The sequence below is a fragment of the Aeribacillus composti genome (assembly GCF_031760945.1).
In the GTDB taxonomy this organism is placed as follows: domain Bacteria; phylum Bacillota; class Bacilli; order Bacillales; family Aeribacillaceae; genus Aeribacillus; species Aeribacillus composti.
The window spans coordinates 1,894,576-1,914,019 of sequence record NZ_CP134501.1; the positions used below are offsets into that span (position 1 = coordinate 1,894,576).

Sequence of the window (19,444 nt, forward strand, 5' to 3'; positions counted from 1 at the left end):
CGTGGGCAACTGGCCTAAACACGTTACGATTAAAGAGGTAGGGCCTCGTGATGGGCTGCAAAATGAAAAGACAGCCATTGCGACTGAAGATAAAATTGCTTGGATCAATCAGCTTTCCAAAACAGGGTTGACGTACATTGAAATAACATCATTTGTTCATCCAAAATGGATTCCGCAGCTAGCCGATGCGCTAGATGTTGCAGCAGGAATTGAACGAGCTCCTGGTGTTACTTATGCAGCGCTTGTTCCGAATCAAAAAGGGCTTGAAAATGCTTTGACGACTCAAGTTGATGAAATCTCTGTATTTATGTCTGCAAGCGAGACGCATAATCAAAAAAATATTAATAAATCAATCTCAGATACCTTTCCTGTCTTAACAGCTGTTGTTCAGGAGGCAAAGCGTGCTAAGAAAACCGTTCGCGGCTATCTTTCAACGGTTTTTGGTTGCCCTTATGAGGGAGAAGTTTCCATTGAGCAGGTAGCTGCTATATCAGAGCGGTTGTTTGAAATGGGAGTGGATGAGCTTTCTTTAGGTGATACGATCGGTGTTGCTACCCCTCGCCAAGTGGAAGCTGTGCTCAACTCGCTTCTAAAGAAATTCCCGAAAGAAAAGCTATCCATGCATTTTCACGATACAAGGGGAACAGCCTTAGCCAATGTGCTGCTTTCATTAGAAATGGGGATTACGACTTTTGACAGCTCGCTTGGTGGACTGGGCGGCTGTCCGTATGCACCGGGAGCTTCCGGAAACGTAGCGACTGATGATTTATTATATATGCTTCATGGCATGGGTATTGCTACAGGCATTGATGCTGGGCGGTTAACGGAGGCAGCGCTATTTATTCAAAATAAAATCGGTCGAGCGCTCAATAGCCATTATTTGCAAACTGTTGATCCGTGTTTGTCCTAATAAAGGAGAGTGATTAAATGGAATCTTCTATTCTCTATGAGGCGGCGAATGGAGTGGCAGTGCTGACTTTGCATCGCCCGCAAGCAGCCAACGCTTTGTCTACCGCGCTGTTAATGGAACTGAAACAAAAGCTTGGGCAATTAAGGTTTGATCGCTCGATCCGTTGTGTGATCGTAACAGGAAGCGAAAAAAAAGCATTTTGTGCTGGTGCTGACTTAAAAGAACGTGCCAGTATGACTGAAACAGAAGTGAGAAAAACGGTTGCACTGATTCGCGAGACGATCAATGAATTTGAACAGCTTCCAGCACCAACTATTTGCGCGATTAATGGCGTTGCATTTGGCGGAGGCCTCGAATTGGCGTTAGCTTGCGATATCCGCATTGCCTCTGATCATGCTCAGCTTGGATTAACCGAAACGGCGCTTGGGATTATTCCAGGTGCCGGCGGAACTCAGCGTCTCCCGCGTTTAATCGGAAAAGGGAAAGCAAAGGAGCTCATTTTTACGGCTAAACGGCTAACGGCAGCGGAAGCAGCCAGCATCGGAATAGTAGAATATGTTGTGCCGTATGAGCAGTTAATGGAAAAGGCAAACGAACTTGCCGGACAAATAATTCAAAATGCGCCGATTGCTGTTGCCCAAGCTAAAATAGCCATTAATCGAGGTCTGGAAGTCGATTTATATACAGGTTTGAAGCTGGAGCAGATGGCTTATGAGGTGACAATTCCAACGAAGGATCGTTTAGAAGGGCTGCAAGCCTTTAAAGAAAAGCGGAAGCCTGTTTATAAAGGAGAGTAAAGGAGGAAGTGCAAGTGATCAACGAGCAAGCAAAAACATTGACCGAGAAATTGGCGGAACAAGTCGAAAAAATTGAACAAGGCGGCGCATTAAAGTACCATCAAAAAAATGCGGAGAAAGGCAAACTATTCGTACGAGATCGTCTAAAGCTATTATTTGATGAGGGAATGCAATTTGAGGATGCTTTATTTGCCAATTGTCTTGCTGACGGTCTGCCAGCTGATGGCGTGGTAACAGGGATCGGAAAAATCAACGGGCAAACCGTATGTGTAATGGCCAATGATTCAACTGTAAAGGCGGGATCGTGGGGATCACGGACCGTAGAAAAAATCATTCGTATCCAAGAAACCGCAGAAAAGCTTCGGTGCCCGATGCTTTATTTAGTAGACTCGGCTGGAGCGCGGATTACGGATCAAGTCGAAATGTTTCCTGGTCGCCGCGGGGCAGGGCGCATTTTTTACAATCAAGTAAAGCTTTCTGGAAAAGTGCCGCAAATATGCTTATTATTTGGACCATCGGCGGCCGGCGGTGCTTATATTCCAGCTTTTTGCGATATCGTCATTATGGTCGAAGGAAACGCTTCGATGTATTTAGGATCGCCGCGAATGGCCGAGATGGTGATTGGCGAAAAAGTGACGCTTGAAGAGATGGGTGGAGCGCGAATGCATTGCAGTGTCTCTGGGTGTGGAGATGTACTTGTGAAAACAGAAGAAGAAGCCATTCAGTTTGCACGCAAGTACTTATCTTATTTTCCAGCCAATTTCGCTGAAAAACCGCCGATTGTCGAAGCAAAGCCAGCGAAGAGCTTTGAAAAAACGATTGAGGACATTTTACCCCTGAATCAAAATGCGCCGTTTAATATGTATGACTTGATCGAGCGTTTTATTGATGAAGGCTCTTTTTGCGAAATCAAAAAGCTGTTTGCACCTGAATTGATTACAGGACTTGCTCGCTTGAATGGACAGCCAATCGGTATCCTTGCTAACCAGCCGCGCATCAAAGGCGGTGTCCTATTCCATGATTCGGCTGATAAAGCAGCCAAATTTATTACTTTATGTGATGCCTTCCATATTCCGCTTTTATTTTTAGCCGATATTCCAGGATTTATGATCGGCACAAAAGTGGAAAGAGCAGGAATTATCCGCCATGGAGCGAAAATGATTTCAGCGATGTCAGAAGCAACGGTTCCGAAAATTTCTATTATTGTGCGAAAAGCGTATGGGGCAGGTCTTTATGCGATGGCTGGCCCGGCCTTTGAACCGGATTGCTGCTTAGCGTTTCCTAATGCGCAAATTGCCGTGATGGGACCAGAAGCAGCGGTTAATGCAGTCTATGCCAATAAAATTGCTGAGCTTCCTAAAGAAGAACAGGCAGCCTTTATTGAACAAAAACGGGAGGAGTATCGCCGCGATATTGATATTTATCGTTTAGCCTCAGAGATGGTGATAGATGGAATTATCGCTCCAAACCAGCTTCGCGAAGAATTGATTCGTCGCTTTGATGCCTATATGTCGAAATATATCGTCTTTTCGGAAAGAAAGCATGGAGTATATCCGGTGTAATAAAAAAGGTTCTTTGTCAAATATTGGGGTTCAGGCTGCCGTGCTTCGCTTGGTGGCCTTTTCTTCTGGAAAGGGGGTACCTCCCTTTCTAAAAGAAAAGGTAGCGCTAGCCTATATGTCCCTCAATTCTTTTAAACTTGTGGATTCATAGTATTTTTGAACGAAAACGGGTAAAATTCTTATATCAATAGGCATTTCGCTTTCATACCTCCGTTAAATTGTTGATCACTTGCTTTGTCTTGTCGCATTTGATGAGGGAAGATACGCCTTTCTTCTATACGGACAACCATGTCGCAGGCATGTTGTGATTTTTGATTCAATCCAGCTTAAATAGCTTTGGATCCATTGCTTCTCGAAGAGGGCGTAACCGGGCCGCGCTGCTGAATTTAGAAAACGAACTAACGCCAGTGACGATATCCAATGGGTCGAGGGCGCTGCAGAATAATTTTTCCCCTGTGCCAAGCTCTCAACCTGAAAGCCAGTATTTTCCAGAAACGTCTGAGCTTAATTCTAATGCACCATAAGCTGCGCCCAATGCAACCACTGCCGGCGACAAATGAATGAGACGAGCGCTGTAATTTGTCCCCAGAATTCTTTGTTCAACTGTCCGTCATTGATCCTTTTGCATTAAAAATTAATAGATTTTATCAAAAAGCATCATAAGGGAAAATTTTATAAATTTCACGACCAAAGAATTATGCTGTTTCAAGCGAGAGACGTATCCAGTAAAAAAAAATAGAACTATGTGCTAAATGAACAATAAAACAAAATAAAGAAAGAAATTATACAAGAAGGTAAAATGCAAAATTAAAGGGCAGAAAGGATTAAAAAACGGAAAATCATTTGAGGACTTCGAACAAATGGAAAGAAAAAGATACTCTTCATCTCCGAATATACATACTTGGAAGGAGAGGGCTAGAACAAATAATCAACAATACATTAACTTATTTTTAAAGTTTTAAATAAAAATGTTATGTTAACTTATAAGAAGAAGTGAATACAACTAAAGCCACTACCTCTTATTTCTCAACAATTAGAAAAAGAGGGGGGATGATAGATGGATTGAGAATCATTCATTTTTCAATTTGTCAAGTTTGCTTTTCTTATTGCTTTTGCACGTGCAGGGTTTTTTACAGTCAAACCATCTCAGTACTTTAGGGAATTAAGAGCTTGGGATTATTTCTATGGATTTTACTTTGGCGGCAGAAAAACGTAAGCATGAAATAAGGAAAGGGGACATAACTGAAAATAGATTGGTAATTTTTCCGAAAAATTTGAACTATATTTTTCAGCTGGTGATTATTGTAGTGGGAATTATATGAACTATTTTTTCAGTGTGAATGATGTACCCAATGTGAATATGAGGCAGTTTATTTAGCTAACCTGGAAAAAGCAACTGATTAGGCTATTACTCTCTGTTAAACGTATCCATTTTCTTGTCATAACACCACTAGTTACATACTATTTTTATATCTGCTTACTTTAACCAGGGGAAGACTAATCTTTCAGTCTTTTTATAAATCTTCCCCTTAAAATTTCATTTAAAAAATCCATCTTAAATAAACTGACAGATATCATTCCCACTAAAACAGCTCCTAGTAGACTTCTAAATAATAGAGCAACTAAAAAAGTGGGTATAATAGCCAATAATTCAAACTTATTTGCCATCGGAGAAAGTTGACCATCATCAAATAAAAGGCTCTGTGTCAATAACGCCGCCATAACAGTAACGGGGACAAAACTAAGCCAACTTAAAAACCACTCAGGAAGTTTGATTCTGCTTAAGAATAACGAAGGCACTATTCTTGGGATTAATGTAACAATACCTGTTCCAAGTATGATTAAAAAAATCTCCTACCTTATTTCCATTTGTTCATCACCATCCCAACGGTTGATCCTATAATAGTCGCAATCATGACTCCCCACATCCCTAGTATTAAAAAATTAACAACAAGTAAACAAACAACTGTAAACATTGCTATGCCTATTTCTAATAGCCTCTCATATTTACCAATAATTTGAAATACTAATCATCCAGCAAACATAGCTGGTAACGCAAAGTCCATTCCGATAGACTCCGTATTAGTTACCCATCCTCCCATGATGGCTCACAAAATATTTGCTATAAGCCAATTGATATAAGCTGTTATATTTAACCCTAGTAGCCAAGAAAAACTAGCTTCTTTTTTGTTTGCAAGATAATTAGAAGCTACTCCAAAAGTTTCGTCTGTTATTTGACAACCTATTAAAAAATTTTTCCACAGGATCATACGCCTACAATAAGGGGCTAGAGAGACACTAAATAAAAGATGCCGAAGATTAACTAAAAAAATTGCAAAAATAATAGATGGAACAGTACTGCCATCTGTAATCATCCCCGCTGTAACAAATTGTCCAGAACCTGCATAAAGAAAGAGAGACAATAAAGCGATTTCCAACACACTAAGACCTGCCGCTTTTTCTACAACTTTCAGCAGCAAAGCCAATACTTAAATAACCAAATATGGTAGGTAACAGGCCTTTACTCCTTCAATAAAATTATCACGATATTTTGTTTTATCTCTTACATTTAAAATAGTTTCTGGCACGAATCATTCCCTCCCTGGTTCATAATAAACTAAACTTATACTAAACGAATTATATGTATAACAGTCAATATGACTATATAACACTATATCCGTAATCAAATTAACGATATGAATTCAAATTGAAAATCCACATAGGCTAGAAGTTTAATGGCCAAAACGGTTTTCATTTGCAGGGAAATCAATTTGTATTTATATACGAGTAGAGGAAATTTGTGAAGATTAAATTGAATCAAAATGCCAGTATCCCAAAGGTTCAACAAATTTTATTTGGTCTGTTTTTTTATCTGAGGGGGAACGATTGCCTTCAGGGAAATTTCAAGAGGTACCTATTTATCCAACTGCACTCAAATGTATTCCGATCCTGCGGTGCGAACATTGTATCTGTACCAATGGATGAAGATGGAATGAGAATTTATGAAACATGCAAACTTAGATTAATACATACTATTCCGGAATTTTTTTAAGTCAGGAAAGAAGAAAACAACTATTAACTCTTGTACAAGAATATCAATTATTGTTTTAGAGGACGACCCAAGGAGTGAAATATATTTTGATAAACAAACTTTCCTATTCAATAAAAGTTTAATTTCCTTTGTCTGAAAGAAACAACCCTGTCGGTTGGCTCAACGAAAAAGTTGGCAAGTTTTTTTAAAAAATTTTTGGGAATGCCAAACGATGCTTTAGTTATATATCTTTGATAATTAACTAAACAGAAAGTGACTAAAGGAAATTCCTTTGCAATGGCAAATTTCTGACTTAATATTAATGTTTTTACGACTTATTCTAATAAATGAGAGGGGATCATCGAGATGAAAACGCTAACAGAAAGGGAAAGGTCCATACTTTTTCTTTTAAGGAGGGGGAAGACATATCAAACAGGAAAAAGTATTGCGATTTTAATGGGGGTATCCCCAAGGACTATAAGAAATGATGTAAAAGCATTAAATCGAGTATTGAGAAATTACGGGGCAGAGATTGTTTCAAAAAGAGGCATGGGATATAAATTAGAAATTCGTAATAATACTAAATTCTCAGAAATAGACAACCACATTATTGATAACAATCATTGCTTTACATTCCCAGCGGAAAAATCAGAGCTCTTACTATTAATAATAAAAAAAATATTAATTAATATGCTTGTTAACAAAAAATTGTATCTACAAGAATTAGCGGATGAATTGTTTATTAGTTTAACTACTTTAAAAAATAATTTACCTGCAGTAAATAATGAATTAAAAAAATTTGATTTAAAGGTTAAAATTGACCGTTTTAATGGAATTAGGATCGAAGGAGATGAGGACAAATTTAGATATTGTGTGTCTGAGTATATTTTTAGAGGAGACAATTATGCATCACACCAATTATTCTCAATTGATGAAATGATGCAAATTAAAGATATAATAACAAAAATTTTATTAAATCACAATTTTATTTTAACTGATATGGCCATAAACAATTTGATTATTCACATCCAAATAAGTATACAAAGATCTTTAGCTAACATGCATCTTTCTTATAGCAACCAAGCCAAAAAGGAATTAAAAAATACCCCTGAGTTTACGATTGCTGCTGAAATCATAAATGAAATAAAAAATAGATTGGGAAAAAATATCGATTCGGAAATCTACTATTTGACTCAGCATCTAGTAAGCAGTGGAAAACTGATTTATCATCAGATGAATTCCTTTGAATTAAATAAAATCCATAACATTATTATGAAAGTCATGGAACAAATAAAAATAGAAACCTCAATTGATTTTACAAAAGATTTAGAATTAAGGAATCATCTGACAGTCCACCTTAGTGCAGCTCTAAATAGACTAAAATACAAAATGAATATTCGAAATGATCTTTTAAATCAAATTAAATATAACTACCCGTTAGCATTTGAAATTGCAGTTATTGCTAGTAAAAAAATAAAAGAAATAACAAATTTTTCGATAAATGAAGATGAAATCGGCTATATTGCTATTCATTTTGGAGCGGCTTTAGAAAGGAAAGGAATTAATGAAAAAAATAATATTAAAAAAATACTCATTGTTTGTGGATCAGGTCTGGCTACTGCCTCTTTACTCCGAGAGAAGCTAAAGGGATTTTTCGGAAATCAAATTAATATTATAGAAACTACCAGCCTTTTAAAACTTAATGTGGAAATGATTAATCAAGCGGATTTGATTCTAACTACTGTTCCGATTAACAATTTAAAATCAAAGAAAATCATGCTAATCAATCCTATTTTAAATCATAAAGATTTGGTTGAAATTAAAAATATTTTAAATGGTGACAAATTGAATATTTATTTTGATTTGAAAAAAATATTTATCAAAGAACTATTTATTAAAGGTGTGGAATTCAAAACCAAATATGAAGTACTTGATTATATTACCAATTTAATGGAAAAGCATGGATATATTGATTATCAAACAAAGCAATCAATATTTGAAAGAGAAAAAATGGCTTCAACCGAATTAGGTGATTTAGTAGCAATACCACATGCCCTAGAAAATAACATGAACAAAGTAGCAATTGCGGTATGTATTTTAAAGTCTTCAATAATATGGGATAAGGAAAAAGTACAGGTTGTTTTCGTTTTAAGTATCCCTAAAAACCAAGCTGAAAGTTATGAGTATGTTTTTCGTTTACTTTATAAATTTTTAATTGACGAGTTTGGCGCAAGTAAACTAATTTATGAATTTACTTATGAGGATATGATTCACAACCTAGAAAATATGAGTAGTAGATAAGGGTGGCAATAACTATGGATGAAATAGAATTTAACGCTGACAATGTGGAAATTCATGTAGAAGCTTCCAATTGGGAAGATGCTATTAGAAAAAGCATCTTTTTATTAGAAAAAAATGGTCATGTAAATAAAAACTATGTTGAGTCAGTTATTCAAAATATAAAGGAATATGGACCGTATATCGTCATATATCCGGGATTAGCCATTCCCCATACAAGACCTGAAAATGGAGCGATTAAAATTGGATATAGTCTTATTACCTTAAAAAATCCTGTGTATTTTCCCAATAGTAATACTCCAGTAAATGTTTTGATCAGTTTTTCAGCGACAGATAGCGATACACACCTAGAATTAATAAAAATGATAGTGAATATTGTAAATTCTGATTTAATAGATGAAATCTCCAAAGTTTGTTCAATTGATGAATTAAATCAACTTCTGAGTAAAAATGTTAAATAAAACAGCGAGGGAGAAGGAAGATGACAAAAGTAGCCATAATTACTAGCGGGGGAGACGGATCAGGTGTTAATGCTGCTATTGAAATGATAGCAAAAGATAAAAAAATAGAACTTTACGGATTCCATGAGGGGTTTGACGGAATATTAAAAAATCAGCCAATTCCTTTAACATTGGAAAATTGTCAAAATTATTCACTTGATGGAAAACAGATTATAAGGACTTCAAGAAGCAAATTACCGTATGAAAAGGAAGGAAGGAAAAAAATACATGAACAATTAAAATCATTTGGTTTTGATTATTTACTAATTTTTGGCGGAAACGGTTCGCAAAAAGCGGCAAAATTAATGAATTCGGAAGGAACAAAAACCATTTTTATCCCCATGACGGTAGATAATGATGTTGATGGCAGTGAATATTCGATCGGATTTGACACTGCTTTAAATAGGATTATAGGAACTATACATGACTTGCATGATACTGCACACAATATGCCTGGCAGAATTTTTATGGTGGAAGTATTAGGAGGAAAATGCGGAAATTTAGCTTTGGCTAGTGCAATTGCAGGTGGTTGTGATTTGGCAATAATTCCCGAATTCCCTACAGATAAAAATAAAGCAGTAGATATTATTGTAGAAAAACTGAAAGAAAAAAAATCTATCATAATTGTATGTTCTGAGTCTGCATATGATGGCAGACTATATAAAAGTGGGGATCAAGGAGTTTCTTTTGAAATTTCAGAATACATTGAAAAACACTTGAATATTAGAGTTAGAAAAACAATCATGGGATTTTTTATTAGAGCAGGTAATACATCTTTTAGAGATGCGATGATAGCTGTACAGATGGGTGCATTGGCTAGAGAGTGCATTAATAAAGGGATTTCTGGAAAAATGGTTGGCGTTAAAAATGGCACGGTTCAATTAATAGACTTTAATGATGTTCATTCAACAAATCAAAAACTTGATCCGCAATTAGTAAATATAGCAATAAAAAATAATATGTTAATAAAACATTAAAAATAGAAAGGGGGTGAAATAAATGTTGAAAATTTTAGTTGTATGTGGAGCTGGTCTAGGTAGCAGCTTTGCTTGCCAAATGAGTGTTGAGTCAGTGTTAAAAGATCTTAATGTTAAAGCATCATTAGATCATTCGGATCTTTCATCAGCAGCTGGGTATGGAGCTGATATTATCATTGCAGGCAAAAATTTTGAGCCACAGTTTAAGAGATACAACATTAATTCCAGCTTTATCTTTTTAAATAAACTAGTAGACAAAAATGAAATTAGAGAAAAATTAGTGCCGATTTTGCAGGAAAAGGGAGAATTATAAACTAAAAAATGAGGATTGTGTAAACACAATACCTCATCAAACTAAAAGAATTTATGAAACATATATTAGGAATTCTCCAATAGAAGCTATAGGAGGAAATGAAAATGTCTGTTATTAACTTTTTTATCGAAAATATATTAACTCAGGCAGCTGTGACAATTGGCTTGATTGCTCTAATTGGATTACTTCTGCAAAAAAAATCTTTTAGTGAAATTACTTCTGGTACGTTTAAAACGATGTTGGGATTTTTGGTGCTTTCAGCAGGTTCTGGAATAATTGTATCATCTTTAACCTATTTTGGACAAATTTTTTCAAAAGCATTTGGACTGCAAGGTATCGTCCCGTCGATAGAAGCTATAAACGGGCAAGCTATGAATGATTTAAACCTTGGGAGTGAAATAGCTCTTACATTTTTGTTTATATTCATTTTTAATATACTCATTGCTAGATTTACTAGATGGAAATATATCTTCCTAACTGGTCAAGCAATATTATGGATGGCTACAATGACCACAGTATTTGGAGTAAATGCTGGATTGAGAGGGTTTCCTCTTATTTTAATAGGTGGATTAGTCGGTGGTATTTTTGCTGTTGCTATGCCTGCCATTGCTCAGCCAATTGTGAGGAAAATAACAGGTTCCGATGATATTGCCCTTGGTCACTTTTGTACAATTGGCTATATTTTTACTGCAGGAGTTTCAAAGCTCGTTGGCGACAAAAGTAAATCTACAGAGGATTTTAAATTTCCAAAAGGGTTAGAATTTTTATCAGATAGTTATGTTGGTGTAGGATTAGTCATGATTCCGCTTTATATCATAACTGCAGCGTTTGCAGGAGAAGAATTCGCATCTCAATTTTCAGATAATTTAAATTATTTAGTATTTGCGTTTATTCAAGGCTTCCAATTCGTTGTCGGTGTATACGTCCTTTTATCAGGAGTGCGATTGTTATTAGCAGAAATTGTTCCGGCATTTAGAGGTATTGCCCTTAAAATAGTTCCAGATTCTAAACCTGCATTAGATTGCCCTGTATTATTTCCATATGCTCCAAATGCTGTGACATTAGGATTTATCGGTACAACAATTGGTTCAGTTATTGCAATGTTTGCACTACCATTATGTGGATTGCCAATGATTTTACCAGGGATGCTTACAAACTTTTTTGCCGGTGGATCAGCAGGAGTATTTGCAAATGCAGTAGGCGGAAGAAGGGGGACTATTATATCCACTATAGCCCATGGAATTTTTATTACATTACTTCCCGCTTTACTTGTTCCCATTTTAAATTCTATAGGATTCGTAAATACAACTGCCACTGATGTCGATACTGTGATGGCTGCACTCCTTTACCATTGGATATTTAATCCAATACTTCAATTATTCTGATTCTGTCGAGGTGAACAGCAGTGGTATTTTTTAAAAAAAGAAAAAAGGAAAAAAAGATTACGAACGAGCTTCCAAAAGCACCAAATAAAGAGGATTTAATGATTGAGATTGAAAAAGCAGAAAAATTATTAGAAAACGTTAATGAAAATAACAAAATAGAGATTTTAAACCAATTAGGGAAGCTATATTTTGAAGCAGGGGAAATCGATCAAGCTATAAATTACTATGAATTAAGTATTTCTGAGAATAAAACTATAGGACAAGCGAATAATGAATTATTAAAACTATATAACATAAAGAGAAAAGAAGCAATTGATCAAAAAAGAGATTCAGATGTTCAATTATATTTAAAAAAAATAGATGAATTGCTCAAATTATCCAAAGATATTATTAGAGGAAAGGCATAAGGTGATATAAAAATGAAAAATTTAGTATCGTTGTTTGAAATGACTAATAACAAAGGGGCAATTGGTGCTTTTAATGTGCATTGTATAGAGATGTTACCGTCCATGATGGAAGCAGCAAACGAGTTAAACATTCCTATTATTATTCAAACATCGTTAGGCACTGCAGAGTATGTTGGCTTCGACTTGATGGTATCTATTATTAAAACGCTTTCTGAAAGATACAATATTGATGTTTGTCTTCATTTAGATCATTGCCAAGATATTCATGCAATTCAAAAGGCAATCGATAGCGGATATACTTCTGTTATGTATGACGGTTCTAGCTTGCCTCTTAATGAAAATATTGAAAATACTAAAAAAGTTGTGGAATATGCCCATAAACGGAATGTATCTGTTGAAGGAGAAGTAGGAACGATAGGCGGAACTGAAGATGGATTAGTTGTCGATGAAAAAGATGTAATGTATACAAATCCTGAGGATGCATATATGTTTGTTAAGGAGACAAATGTTGATGCCCTTGCCGTTGCAATAGGGACAACACATGGATTATATAAATCGAAAGCAAAAATCAATTTTGATTTATTGAAAGAAATTTCTTCCAACATAGGCCATGTGGGTTTAGTTCTACATGGAGGAACAGGAGTATCTGATGAAGATATAAAAAGATGTGTTTCTGAAGGAGTGAAAAAAGTTAATATTGGATCTGAACTAAATAAAGCTTATATAGAGGAAATAAATAAGACCTTCCCTAAAGCAGCTGATCGCCCTTTAACATCATTAAGAAAACTTTTTATACCAGCCAATCAGAGAATCAAAGAAATTGTAAAACAAAAATTAATCTTGCTTCAGAAATAAAAAAATGCATATGATACATTATCACAATACGAATCTATCAGAGAGAAAAACAAACCAATCCTTCGCTGCTTATTTAGCGGCAAGGATTTTTTTTTGTGAAAAGAGGGAGGATGGAATGTTGTTTCTATTTGTACAAAAAAGTTGATTCAAATAACTATTGTAGATTTTCAAAACTTAGAACTATGTGCTAAATGAACAATATAAAAAATAAATTTAATTTACTGTTTTTAAGGAAGTAAACACAAAATCTGAAAAAGGGGAATGCTATAAACCCCCTTTTTCCTCATAATTTGCTAGAATTGATGTTAGCTTAAAGAGTAAGGCTGTCAATTAACTCTGAATAAGATTCACATTCATTTCACTGTCACAAATTTTTCCTTCGTGTAAATATAAAATTCGATTCCCCAATTTTTTTGCTTCCTCAAGATGATGGGTGACTAATATAATGGGAATGCGCCAAAGCTTATGGATACGTAATAGCTCTTCATGACCTTTTACACGTGTTTGATTATCTAATGCAGAAAAAGGTTCATCTAAAAGCAAGGCATCCGGCTCGGTTGCAATGGCTCGTGCAATGGCGACCCGTTGTTTTTCGCCGCCTGAAATTTCAGACGGATATTTATCTCTAAGGTGTTCAATTCGCAGCTCTTTCATTAAATTTTTGACAAAGCTTTCATTTTGCATGCCATAAGCAATGTTTTTCCAAACAGTCATATGGGGAAAAAGCGCATAATCTTGAAATACATAGCCGATGTTTCTTTTTTGAATAGGAACAAATACTTTCTTATTTTCAAATAAAATGGTGTCGTTTAATCGGATGATGCCAGCAGCAGGTTTGCTTATCCCAGCAATACAATTTAAGATAGTTGTTTTTCCGGAGCCGGAGGGGCCAAAAAGGACAACAATCTCATTGGCCACTGAAAATTTTACATCTAATTCAAAATGGGATAGTCTTTTTTGGATTTCAACGATAAGCATAAGAAAAAACTCCTTTAAGTAAGCGACAATTTGAACTTACTATTTTTGTACATGTCTCATCATATTTCTTTTGCTCCACCAATTAAGCCATAAAATAGCGCTAAAGCCGAGGGCAACGATAATGATTACCCAAAATTTTGCCGCTTCCAAATTACCTGACTCCACCGCAAAATAAATGGCTAGAGGAATAGTGTCGGTGACATTCGGAATATAGCCGGCGAGCATGAGAGTGGCACCAAACTCTCCTAACGCTCGTGCAAAGGATAAAACTAAGCCAGCTAACAGTCCTGGCCATGCCAGTGGAAAAGATATCGTCCAAAACACTCTCCATTTCGATGCCCCCATTGTATATGCAGCATTTTCAATATTTGGGTCATACTGCCGAAACGCTGCAGATGCACTTTGATACATTAAAGGAAAAGACACGACGACTGCTGCGATCACAACAGCATACCAGGTGAAAACAATTTGGAAATCAAACCAATCGAGCAGTAATCGACCAATAAATCCGTTTTTACCAAATATATATAATAAACCAAAGCCTACAACTGTAGGCGGAAGCACGAGTGGCAACAAAATAATCGCTTCTATAATACTTTTCCCTCGAAAGGAGTTACGACTAATCAATCGTGCCAACACAACCCCAGTAACAAATACGATAAACGTGGCGATTGTTGCCGTTTTTAAAGAGAGTATAAGCGGCGAGTAATTCATATTTGTCGTTCACCTTTTCATAAAGTTTCATCATTTTTCGTTATAAATGGTTATAATTATTTTGAACTTTGGAGTAAAGGAAATGGTAAAACAAGAAGTTGAGTCATTTCCATTGAAAAAGAGCGAAACAAAACATGATATAATCAAGATTAGATATAAACTACATAGCCATCTTCTTGTTAAGAAAATAATTAATTTTATTTATATTTAAATATAAATCATTGATACAGAAGTTATCAATACAATATATCAAATTACATTTAATTACTTATAACGAATTTTTTTATGAAGGAGCAAGTAGGTATGGAAAAAAATCTTTCTTATACAACCGAGGAAGTGGCAAACATATTAAAGGTTTCAAAATTAACCGTATATGATTTAGTGAAAAAAGGGTTATTACCTGCTTATCGTGTCGGACGACAAATGCGAATTGATCCTTCCGATCTAGAAGAGTATATAAAAAAGTCAAAAGAAGAACTGCAGCCAAGCTCCGTACAGTCATCAAAAAAAGAAACATCGATTGAAACACAAGGGTATTTGCAACCTAGACAATTAATTATAAGCGGCCAGGATATGAGCTTAGATATTTTGGCGAACTACTTAGAAAAATCCTCGAAAAGGTTTCGGCCACTTCGTTCTTATGTTGGAAGCTTAGAAAGCCTAATTTCAATGTATCAAGGATATTCAGACATTGTCAGTACACACTTAATCGAAGGAATTTCAGGTGAATATAATGTTCCGTATATCAATAAGATACTAGTGAATTTTCAGTATATCGTGATTCATTTACTAACAAGGAAGGCAGGCTTTTACGTCAAAAAGGGAAACCCGTTGAATATTAAGCATTGGGAAGATTTAAGAAGAAAAAATATAAAAATTGTGAACCGGGAAAAAGGTGCGGGTGCTCGTGTTTTACTAGATGAATGTTTGAGAAAGTATCGCATACCTGTTTCTGAAATTAACGGCTATGACAATGAGGTAACCAATCACGTAAGTGTCGCAAGTGCTGTCGCTAAAGGGGATGCAGATGTCGGGGTAGGAATTGAAAGAGGGGCTAACCTAGTTAAAGATGTCGATTTCATTCCGTTAGTTAATGAAAAGTACGATTTGGTTATTTTAAAGAACGATGAGAATAGAGAGTTAATTAGTCAAGTCCTGCAAATTTTAAGATCGGTTCACTTTCAAAACGATTTAAAAGCACTAGGAGGCTATGATTTGTCACAAACCGGACAAGTCGTTTATGAAAGCTGAAATGGATCCAGCTAAAAGCCAGGGGTTCTCTTAAAAACCTCTGGCTTTGTTTTATCACTTTTTGGCACTGGAATATCTGGTTTTCTTGATTCGTGAGCACTGGAAATGAAAAACCAAAAAGAGAAACATAAGTATATCTTTTTCTATTATATTTATTTATAATTAAATATAATTAATTATAAATAAAAGAACATAGGATGTTGTAAAGATGAACATTCATTTTAAAGCGATAGGAAAAATTCTAACCCCTTTTAACACCTTGGAAGGAATGCCGATTCAATCGGCGGCGGCGAAAAATGTAGAAGGAACAATAGAGCTTAACCCATTGTATGTAGAAGGGATGAAAGATCTGGACGGCTTTTCACATCTTATTCTTATTTATTATTTTCATAAGATTCATGAATATTCATTGCAGGTAGTTCCTTTCTTAGATGATCAACCCCATGGTATTTTTGCAACAAGATTCCCGAAAAGACCGAACCCAATCGGCTTTTCAGTCGTTCGATTGAAAAGTATTGAGGGGAATCATATCCATGTCCTAGATGTCGATGTATTGAACGAAACACCTCTACTCGATATAAAGCCTTACGTTCCGATGTTTGATGCAATAGAAACATCTAAGATTGGATGGTTTGAAAAAAGAATCGAAAACGTAGATAAAGTAAAAGCTGATAAAAGCATTTATTGAAAAGGCGTTATTGGCAAGGCCGATTAAAAAAGCACCTTATGGTTTTTTTCATTGCACTGAACAAATGTGTTTTTTCTATCCGTGAACGGAGACACTTTACTATTCTATATAATTATATTTTATATAAATTAATTATATACTATACAAAATAGTTATAAGAAATTATAATAAGTTTTATATTAGATTAAAAGTAGAAGGGGGAGAGAAAGCATGAAGCATTCTATTCGCATGATCATGATCATGTTTTTGTGTGCTTCAATCTTTTTTATTTTTGGTTGTACAAACGAGGGAGAAAAACAGGAATCAAAGAAGACAGAGGATAAACAGACAGTACAATTAACCATCTCAGCAGCCGCAAGCTTACAAGATGCCTTAACGGAAATTCAGAAAAAGTATGAAAAAGAACATGAAAATATAAAAATTACATTTAACTTTGGAAGTTCTGGTGCATTGCAACAGCAAATCGAACAAGGAGCGCCGGTAGACCTATTTTTCTCGGCTGCTGAAAATAAGTTTCGTCCACTCGTAGACAAAGGATTGATTAACAAAGAAGAGAGCAAAAACTTGCTAGGAAATGAAATCGTTTTAATCGTTCCGAAAGATAAAGCAGACACAGTAAAAGGATTTCAGTCTTTGGCAGACAGCGGTATTAAGCAATTTGCATTAGGAAATCCTGAAACTACTCCAGCAGGTCAATACGGGCAGCAAACTCTGACCAAGCTAAATCTTTGGCCAAAAGTAAAAGAGAAAGTCGTATACACAAAGGATGTGCGCCAAGTATTATCATATGTAGAAGCAAATACAGTGGACGCAGGAATAGTATTCAAAACTGATGCCCAAATATCTGATAAGGTAAAAATTGTCGACATCGCAGACGCAAATATGCATGATCCTATTATTTATCCAGTTGGCATCATTAAGGACACAAAGCATAAAAAAGAGGCTGCCGATTTCTATCAGTACCTACAGACAGAAGATTCGTTTCAAATTTTTGAAAAATTCGGATTTAAGATTTTGAAATAAGCGATATGACGAAAGAATATTTGAGCCCTTCATGCCCGCCATTAGTAGATTCTTAAAGAAAAAAGCTGATTACGAAAGGTAGTTCAACTTACGAGAGTTTTGATCCTTGGAAATTGCCTCAGAGCATTTATTATGTTTATTTGTACAATACAGATGGACAAAAGATTGGCAATTAGGACCTTGAATTGGATTAGTCGTCATCGTCTAAATCTCCGTTAAAGTTGAATTACCATCATTTTTTTAATGCGACAAATATTTTTAAGACAACTATCAGCTATTATATTTCATTAGTAGCGATAGTGTGGAAAAATCGCCTTGTTTCATTTAAATGTCATATGGTGACATTAGTCATTAGGGCGAATTTTTTTATGAATAATAAAATCTGAAATGATTATTGTGTAAATTCCGTTCAACTCAACTTGCGAATCCGTAGTTTTGTTTTTTTATATTCATAATTGCAATATGAATACAATTACAGATAAAAGCACCATAAAAATTCCAATGGAAAAGATTGATGGAACCACAACGAATAAATGAGTAACAGCAGCAATGAGCTGACCAGGAACATATTTTTTGTATAGCAAAATTTTTTATGACAAGACCTAGAAAGATAAGCGACCAGTAAAACCATGCTGGAATATTTGAAACGATATTGGCACTCACAAGATAGTTAACCAAAAAGGTTAGCATTGCCGCAAGCAATACTTCATTTTAAACAAGAAATATCAATTGTAAATTTCTAGATAATTTAAATACCTTAAAAACAAAAATAGAGTGGAAAACGTAATTCTAGATTTTTTGGAAGAAAATCCTAGTATCCGGATTCTATCTGTCCCACAGCCGCTTCATCACCATCCGCTCCCACCACTTCCACGGCAATATATTTTTCAAGACAATTCCTAATTTCACACCTTTGCCAACCGGATACCGCAATTTCGGATAAGGAGACTTTGCCACGTGTACAATCTGTTGGATCACTTCATACGGAGAGGGTGCCGTGTCAGCAACATGGTTGACATATTTCAAAATTTTCTCCATCTCTTTAACATAAGGAGAATCCGGATTGACCGATACCGCATCCAGCCCTTTTGACCAGATTTCCGTTTTATAGGATCCCGGTTCAATTAAAACGACATGAACACCGTACGGCAGCATCTCTAAACGCAAAGACTCGCTGAATCCTTCCACCGCAAACTTGGATGCCACATAAGGTCCCATAGAAGGGAATCCGATTCGTCCGCTAATACTGCTTATATTCACAACCTTGCCGCTTCTGCGTGCCCTCATCGACGGCAAAACAGCTTTTGTTACTGCCACCAAACCGAAAAAATTCGTTTCAAATTGCCTCTGCCATTCTTCAACAGCAAGCTCCTCCGTAAACCCTCCCGCTGCATACCCCGCGTTGTTTACCAACAGATCAATTTGGCCGTAATCTTCAATCACATTCTGAATTACAGTTTCCGCTGCTGAAAAATCGGTTACATCTAGTTGGATAATCTCAATCCGGTCTGTTACACCTGCTTCTTTGGCTGCCGCTTCCAGTCGTCCTCTCTTATCCAAATCTCTCATTGAAGCCAGCACGCGGTAGCCTTCGCGGACAAGCGCTATACTTGTTAGCAATCCAAAGCCGCTTGAAGCTCCTGTAACAAACGCAACAGGTTGTTTCTTTAAAGTTTGATTCACAAGATTCCCTCCAGCTATTCATATTCTAACACTGCCTTTTTGTCAAATATATGTAGAACATCATCACTGCTT

General features: G+C 35.8%; 17 protein-coding genes and 1 pseudogene. 13 read left to right on the plus strand and 5 right to left on the minus strand.

What is annotated here, in order from left to right:
• The first annotated feature begins 1 nt into the window (after window position 1).
• Genes RI196_RS09165 through RI196_RS09175 form a run of 3 tightly spaced genes read left to right on the plus strand, consistent with a single transcriptional unit; the run spans window position 2 to window position 3,269 of the window.
• Window positions 2-910 (plus strand): hydroxymethylglutaryl-CoA lyase, encoded by a 909-nt coding sequence (locus RI196_RS09165; protein ID WP_311067300.1) that lies wholly within the window; start codon window positions 2-4, stop codon window positions 908-910.
• 17 nt (window positions 911-927) lie between these two features.
• The gene (locus RI196_RS09170) at window positions 928-1,707 is read left to right on the plus strand and encodes an enoyl-CoA hydratase (protein WP_311067301.1); all 780 of its coding nucleotides are present in this window, start codon (window positions 928-930) and stop codon (window positions 1,705-1,707) included.
• Window positions 1,708-1,721: 14 nt separating this feature from the next.
• The gene (locus RI196_RS09175) at window positions 1,722-3,269 is read left to right on the plus strand and encodes an acyl-CoA carboxylase subunit beta (RefSeq protein WP_063389473.1); all 1,548 of its coding nucleotides are present in this window, start codon (window positions 1,722-1,724) and stop codon (window positions 3,267-3,269) included.
• A 1,497-nt stretch (window positions 3,270-4,766) separates the two neighbouring features.
• Here the strand turns inward: RI196_RS09175 and RI196_RS09180 are convergent.
• Window positions 4,767-5,069, minus strand: a complete 303-nt coding sequence (locus tag RI196_RS09180) for a branched-chain amino acid transport AzlD family protein (RefSeq protein WP_311067302.1) — start codon at window positions 5,067-5,069, stop codon at window positions 4,767-4,769.
• Window positions 5,070-5,128: 59 nt separating this feature from the next.
• Window positions 5,129-5,857, minus strand: a pseudogene (locus tag RI196_RS09185) (AzlC family ABC transporter permease).
• A gap of 809 nt (window positions 5,858-6,666) precedes the next feature.
• Here RI196_RS09185 and RI196_RS09190 point away from each other — a divergent pair.
• The 7 genes from RI196_RS09190 to RI196_RS09220 all read left to right on the plus strand — a co-directional run bounded on the left by RI196_RS09190 (window position 6,667) and on the right by RI196_RS09220 (window position 13,035).
• Window positions 6,667-8,601, plus strand: coding sequence for a BglG family transcription antiterminator (locus RI196_RS09190; protein WP_311067303.1), 1,935 nt, complete (start codon window positions 6,667-6,669; stop codon window positions 8,599-8,601).
• A 14-nt stretch (window positions 8,602-8,615) separates the two neighbouring features.
• Window positions 8,616-9,059 carry a PTS sugar transporter subunit IIA gene (locus RI196_RS09195; RefSeq protein WP_311067304.1) on the plus strand — a complete coding sequence of 148 codons (444 nt, stop codon included), beginning with the start codon at window positions 8,616-8,618 and terminating at the stop codon, window positions 9,057-9,059.
• Between the two features lie 20 nt (window positions 9,060-9,079).
• Window positions 9,080-10,075 (plus strand): 6-phosphofructokinase, encoded by a 996-nt coding sequence (locus tag RI196_RS09200; protein ID WP_130157286.1) that lies wholly within the window; start codon window positions 9,080-9,082, stop codon window positions 10,073-10,075.
• Window positions 10,076-10,097: 22 nt separating this feature from the next.
• The gene (locus RI196_RS09205; RefSeq protein WP_130157284.1) at window positions 10,098-10,388 is read left to right on the plus strand and encodes a PTS sugar transporter subunit IIB; all 291 of its coding nucleotides are present in this window, start codon (window positions 10,098-10,100) and stop codon (window positions 10,386-10,388) included.
• A gap of 104 nt (window positions 10,389-10,492) precedes the next feature.
• On the plus strand, window positions 10,493-11,773 hold the full coding sequence (locus tag RI196_RS09210; protein ID WP_311067305.1) for a PTS sugar transporter subunit IIC: 1,281 nt from the start codon (window positions 10,493-10,495) through the stop codon (window positions 11,771-11,773).
• A 20-nt stretch (window positions 11,774-11,793) separates the two neighbouring features.
• The gene (locus tag RI196_RS09215; protein WP_311067306.1) at window positions 11,794-12,180 is read left to right on the plus strand and encodes a tetratricopeptide repeat protein; all 387 of its coding nucleotides are present in this window, start codon (window positions 11,794-11,796) and stop codon (window positions 12,178-12,180) included.
• Between the two features lie 12 nt (window positions 12,181-12,192).
• The gene (locus tag RI196_RS09220; RefSeq protein WP_130157280.1) at window positions 12,193-13,035 is read left to right on the plus strand and encodes a class II fructose-bisphosphate aldolase; all 843 of its coding nucleotides are present in this window, start codon (window positions 12,193-12,195) and stop codon (window positions 13,033-13,035) included.
• A 330-nt stretch (window positions 13,036-13,365) separates the two neighbouring features.
• On the opposite strand, the gene RI196_RS09225 is transcribed toward RI196_RS09220, so the two are convergent.
• The gene (locus RI196_RS09225; protein ID WP_066250708.1) at window positions 13,366-14,013 is read right to left on the minus strand and encodes an ATP-binding cassette domain-containing protein; all 648 of its coding nucleotides are present in this window, start codon (window positions 14,011-14,013) and stop codon (window positions 13,366-13,368) included.
• Window positions 14,014-14,052: 39 nt separating this feature from the next.
• The gene (modB, locus tag RI196_RS09230; RefSeq protein ID WP_063389471.1) at window positions 14,053-14,727 is read right to left on the minus strand and encodes a molybdate ABC transporter permease subunit; all 675 of its coding nucleotides are present in this window, start codon (window positions 14,725-14,727) and stop codon (window positions 14,053-14,055) included.
• Window positions 14,728-15,030: 303 nt separating this feature from the next.
• Between modB and RI196_RS09235 the strand changes: the two genes are divergently transcribed.
• From RI196_RS09235 to modA, 3 genes are all read left to right on the plus strand, one after another.
• Window positions 15,031-15,978, plus strand: coding sequence for a substrate-binding domain-containing protein (locus RI196_RS09235; protein ID WP_063389470.1), 948 nt, complete (start codon window positions 15,031-15,033; stop codon window positions 15,976-15,978).
• Window positions 15,979-16,186: 208 nt separating this feature from the next.
• The gene (tsaA, locus tag RI196_RS09240) at window positions 16,187-16,666 is read left to right on the plus strand and encodes a tRNA (N6-threonylcarbamoyladenosine(37)-N6)-methyltransferase TrmO (RefSeq protein ID WP_311067307.1); all 480 of its coding nucleotides are present in this window, start codon (window positions 16,187-16,189) and stop codon (window positions 16,664-16,666) included.
• A gap of 210 nt (window positions 16,667-16,876) precedes the next feature.
• Window positions 16,877-17,689: a molybdate ABC transporter substrate-binding protein gene (gene modA / locus RI196_RS09245; protein WP_066250717.1), complete on the plus strand. Its 813-nt coding sequence runs from the start codon at window positions 16,877-16,879 to the stop codon at window positions 17,687-17,689.
• A gap of 825 nt (window positions 17,690-18,514) precedes the next feature.
• Here modA and RI196_RS09250 read toward each other — a convergent pair.
• Window positions 18,515-19,372, minus strand: coding sequence for an oxidoreductase (locus RI196_RS09250; RefSeq protein ID WP_311067308.1), 858 nt, complete (start codon window positions 19,370-19,372; stop codon window positions 18,515-18,517).
• Window positions 19,373-19,444 lie beyond the last annotated feature (72 nt).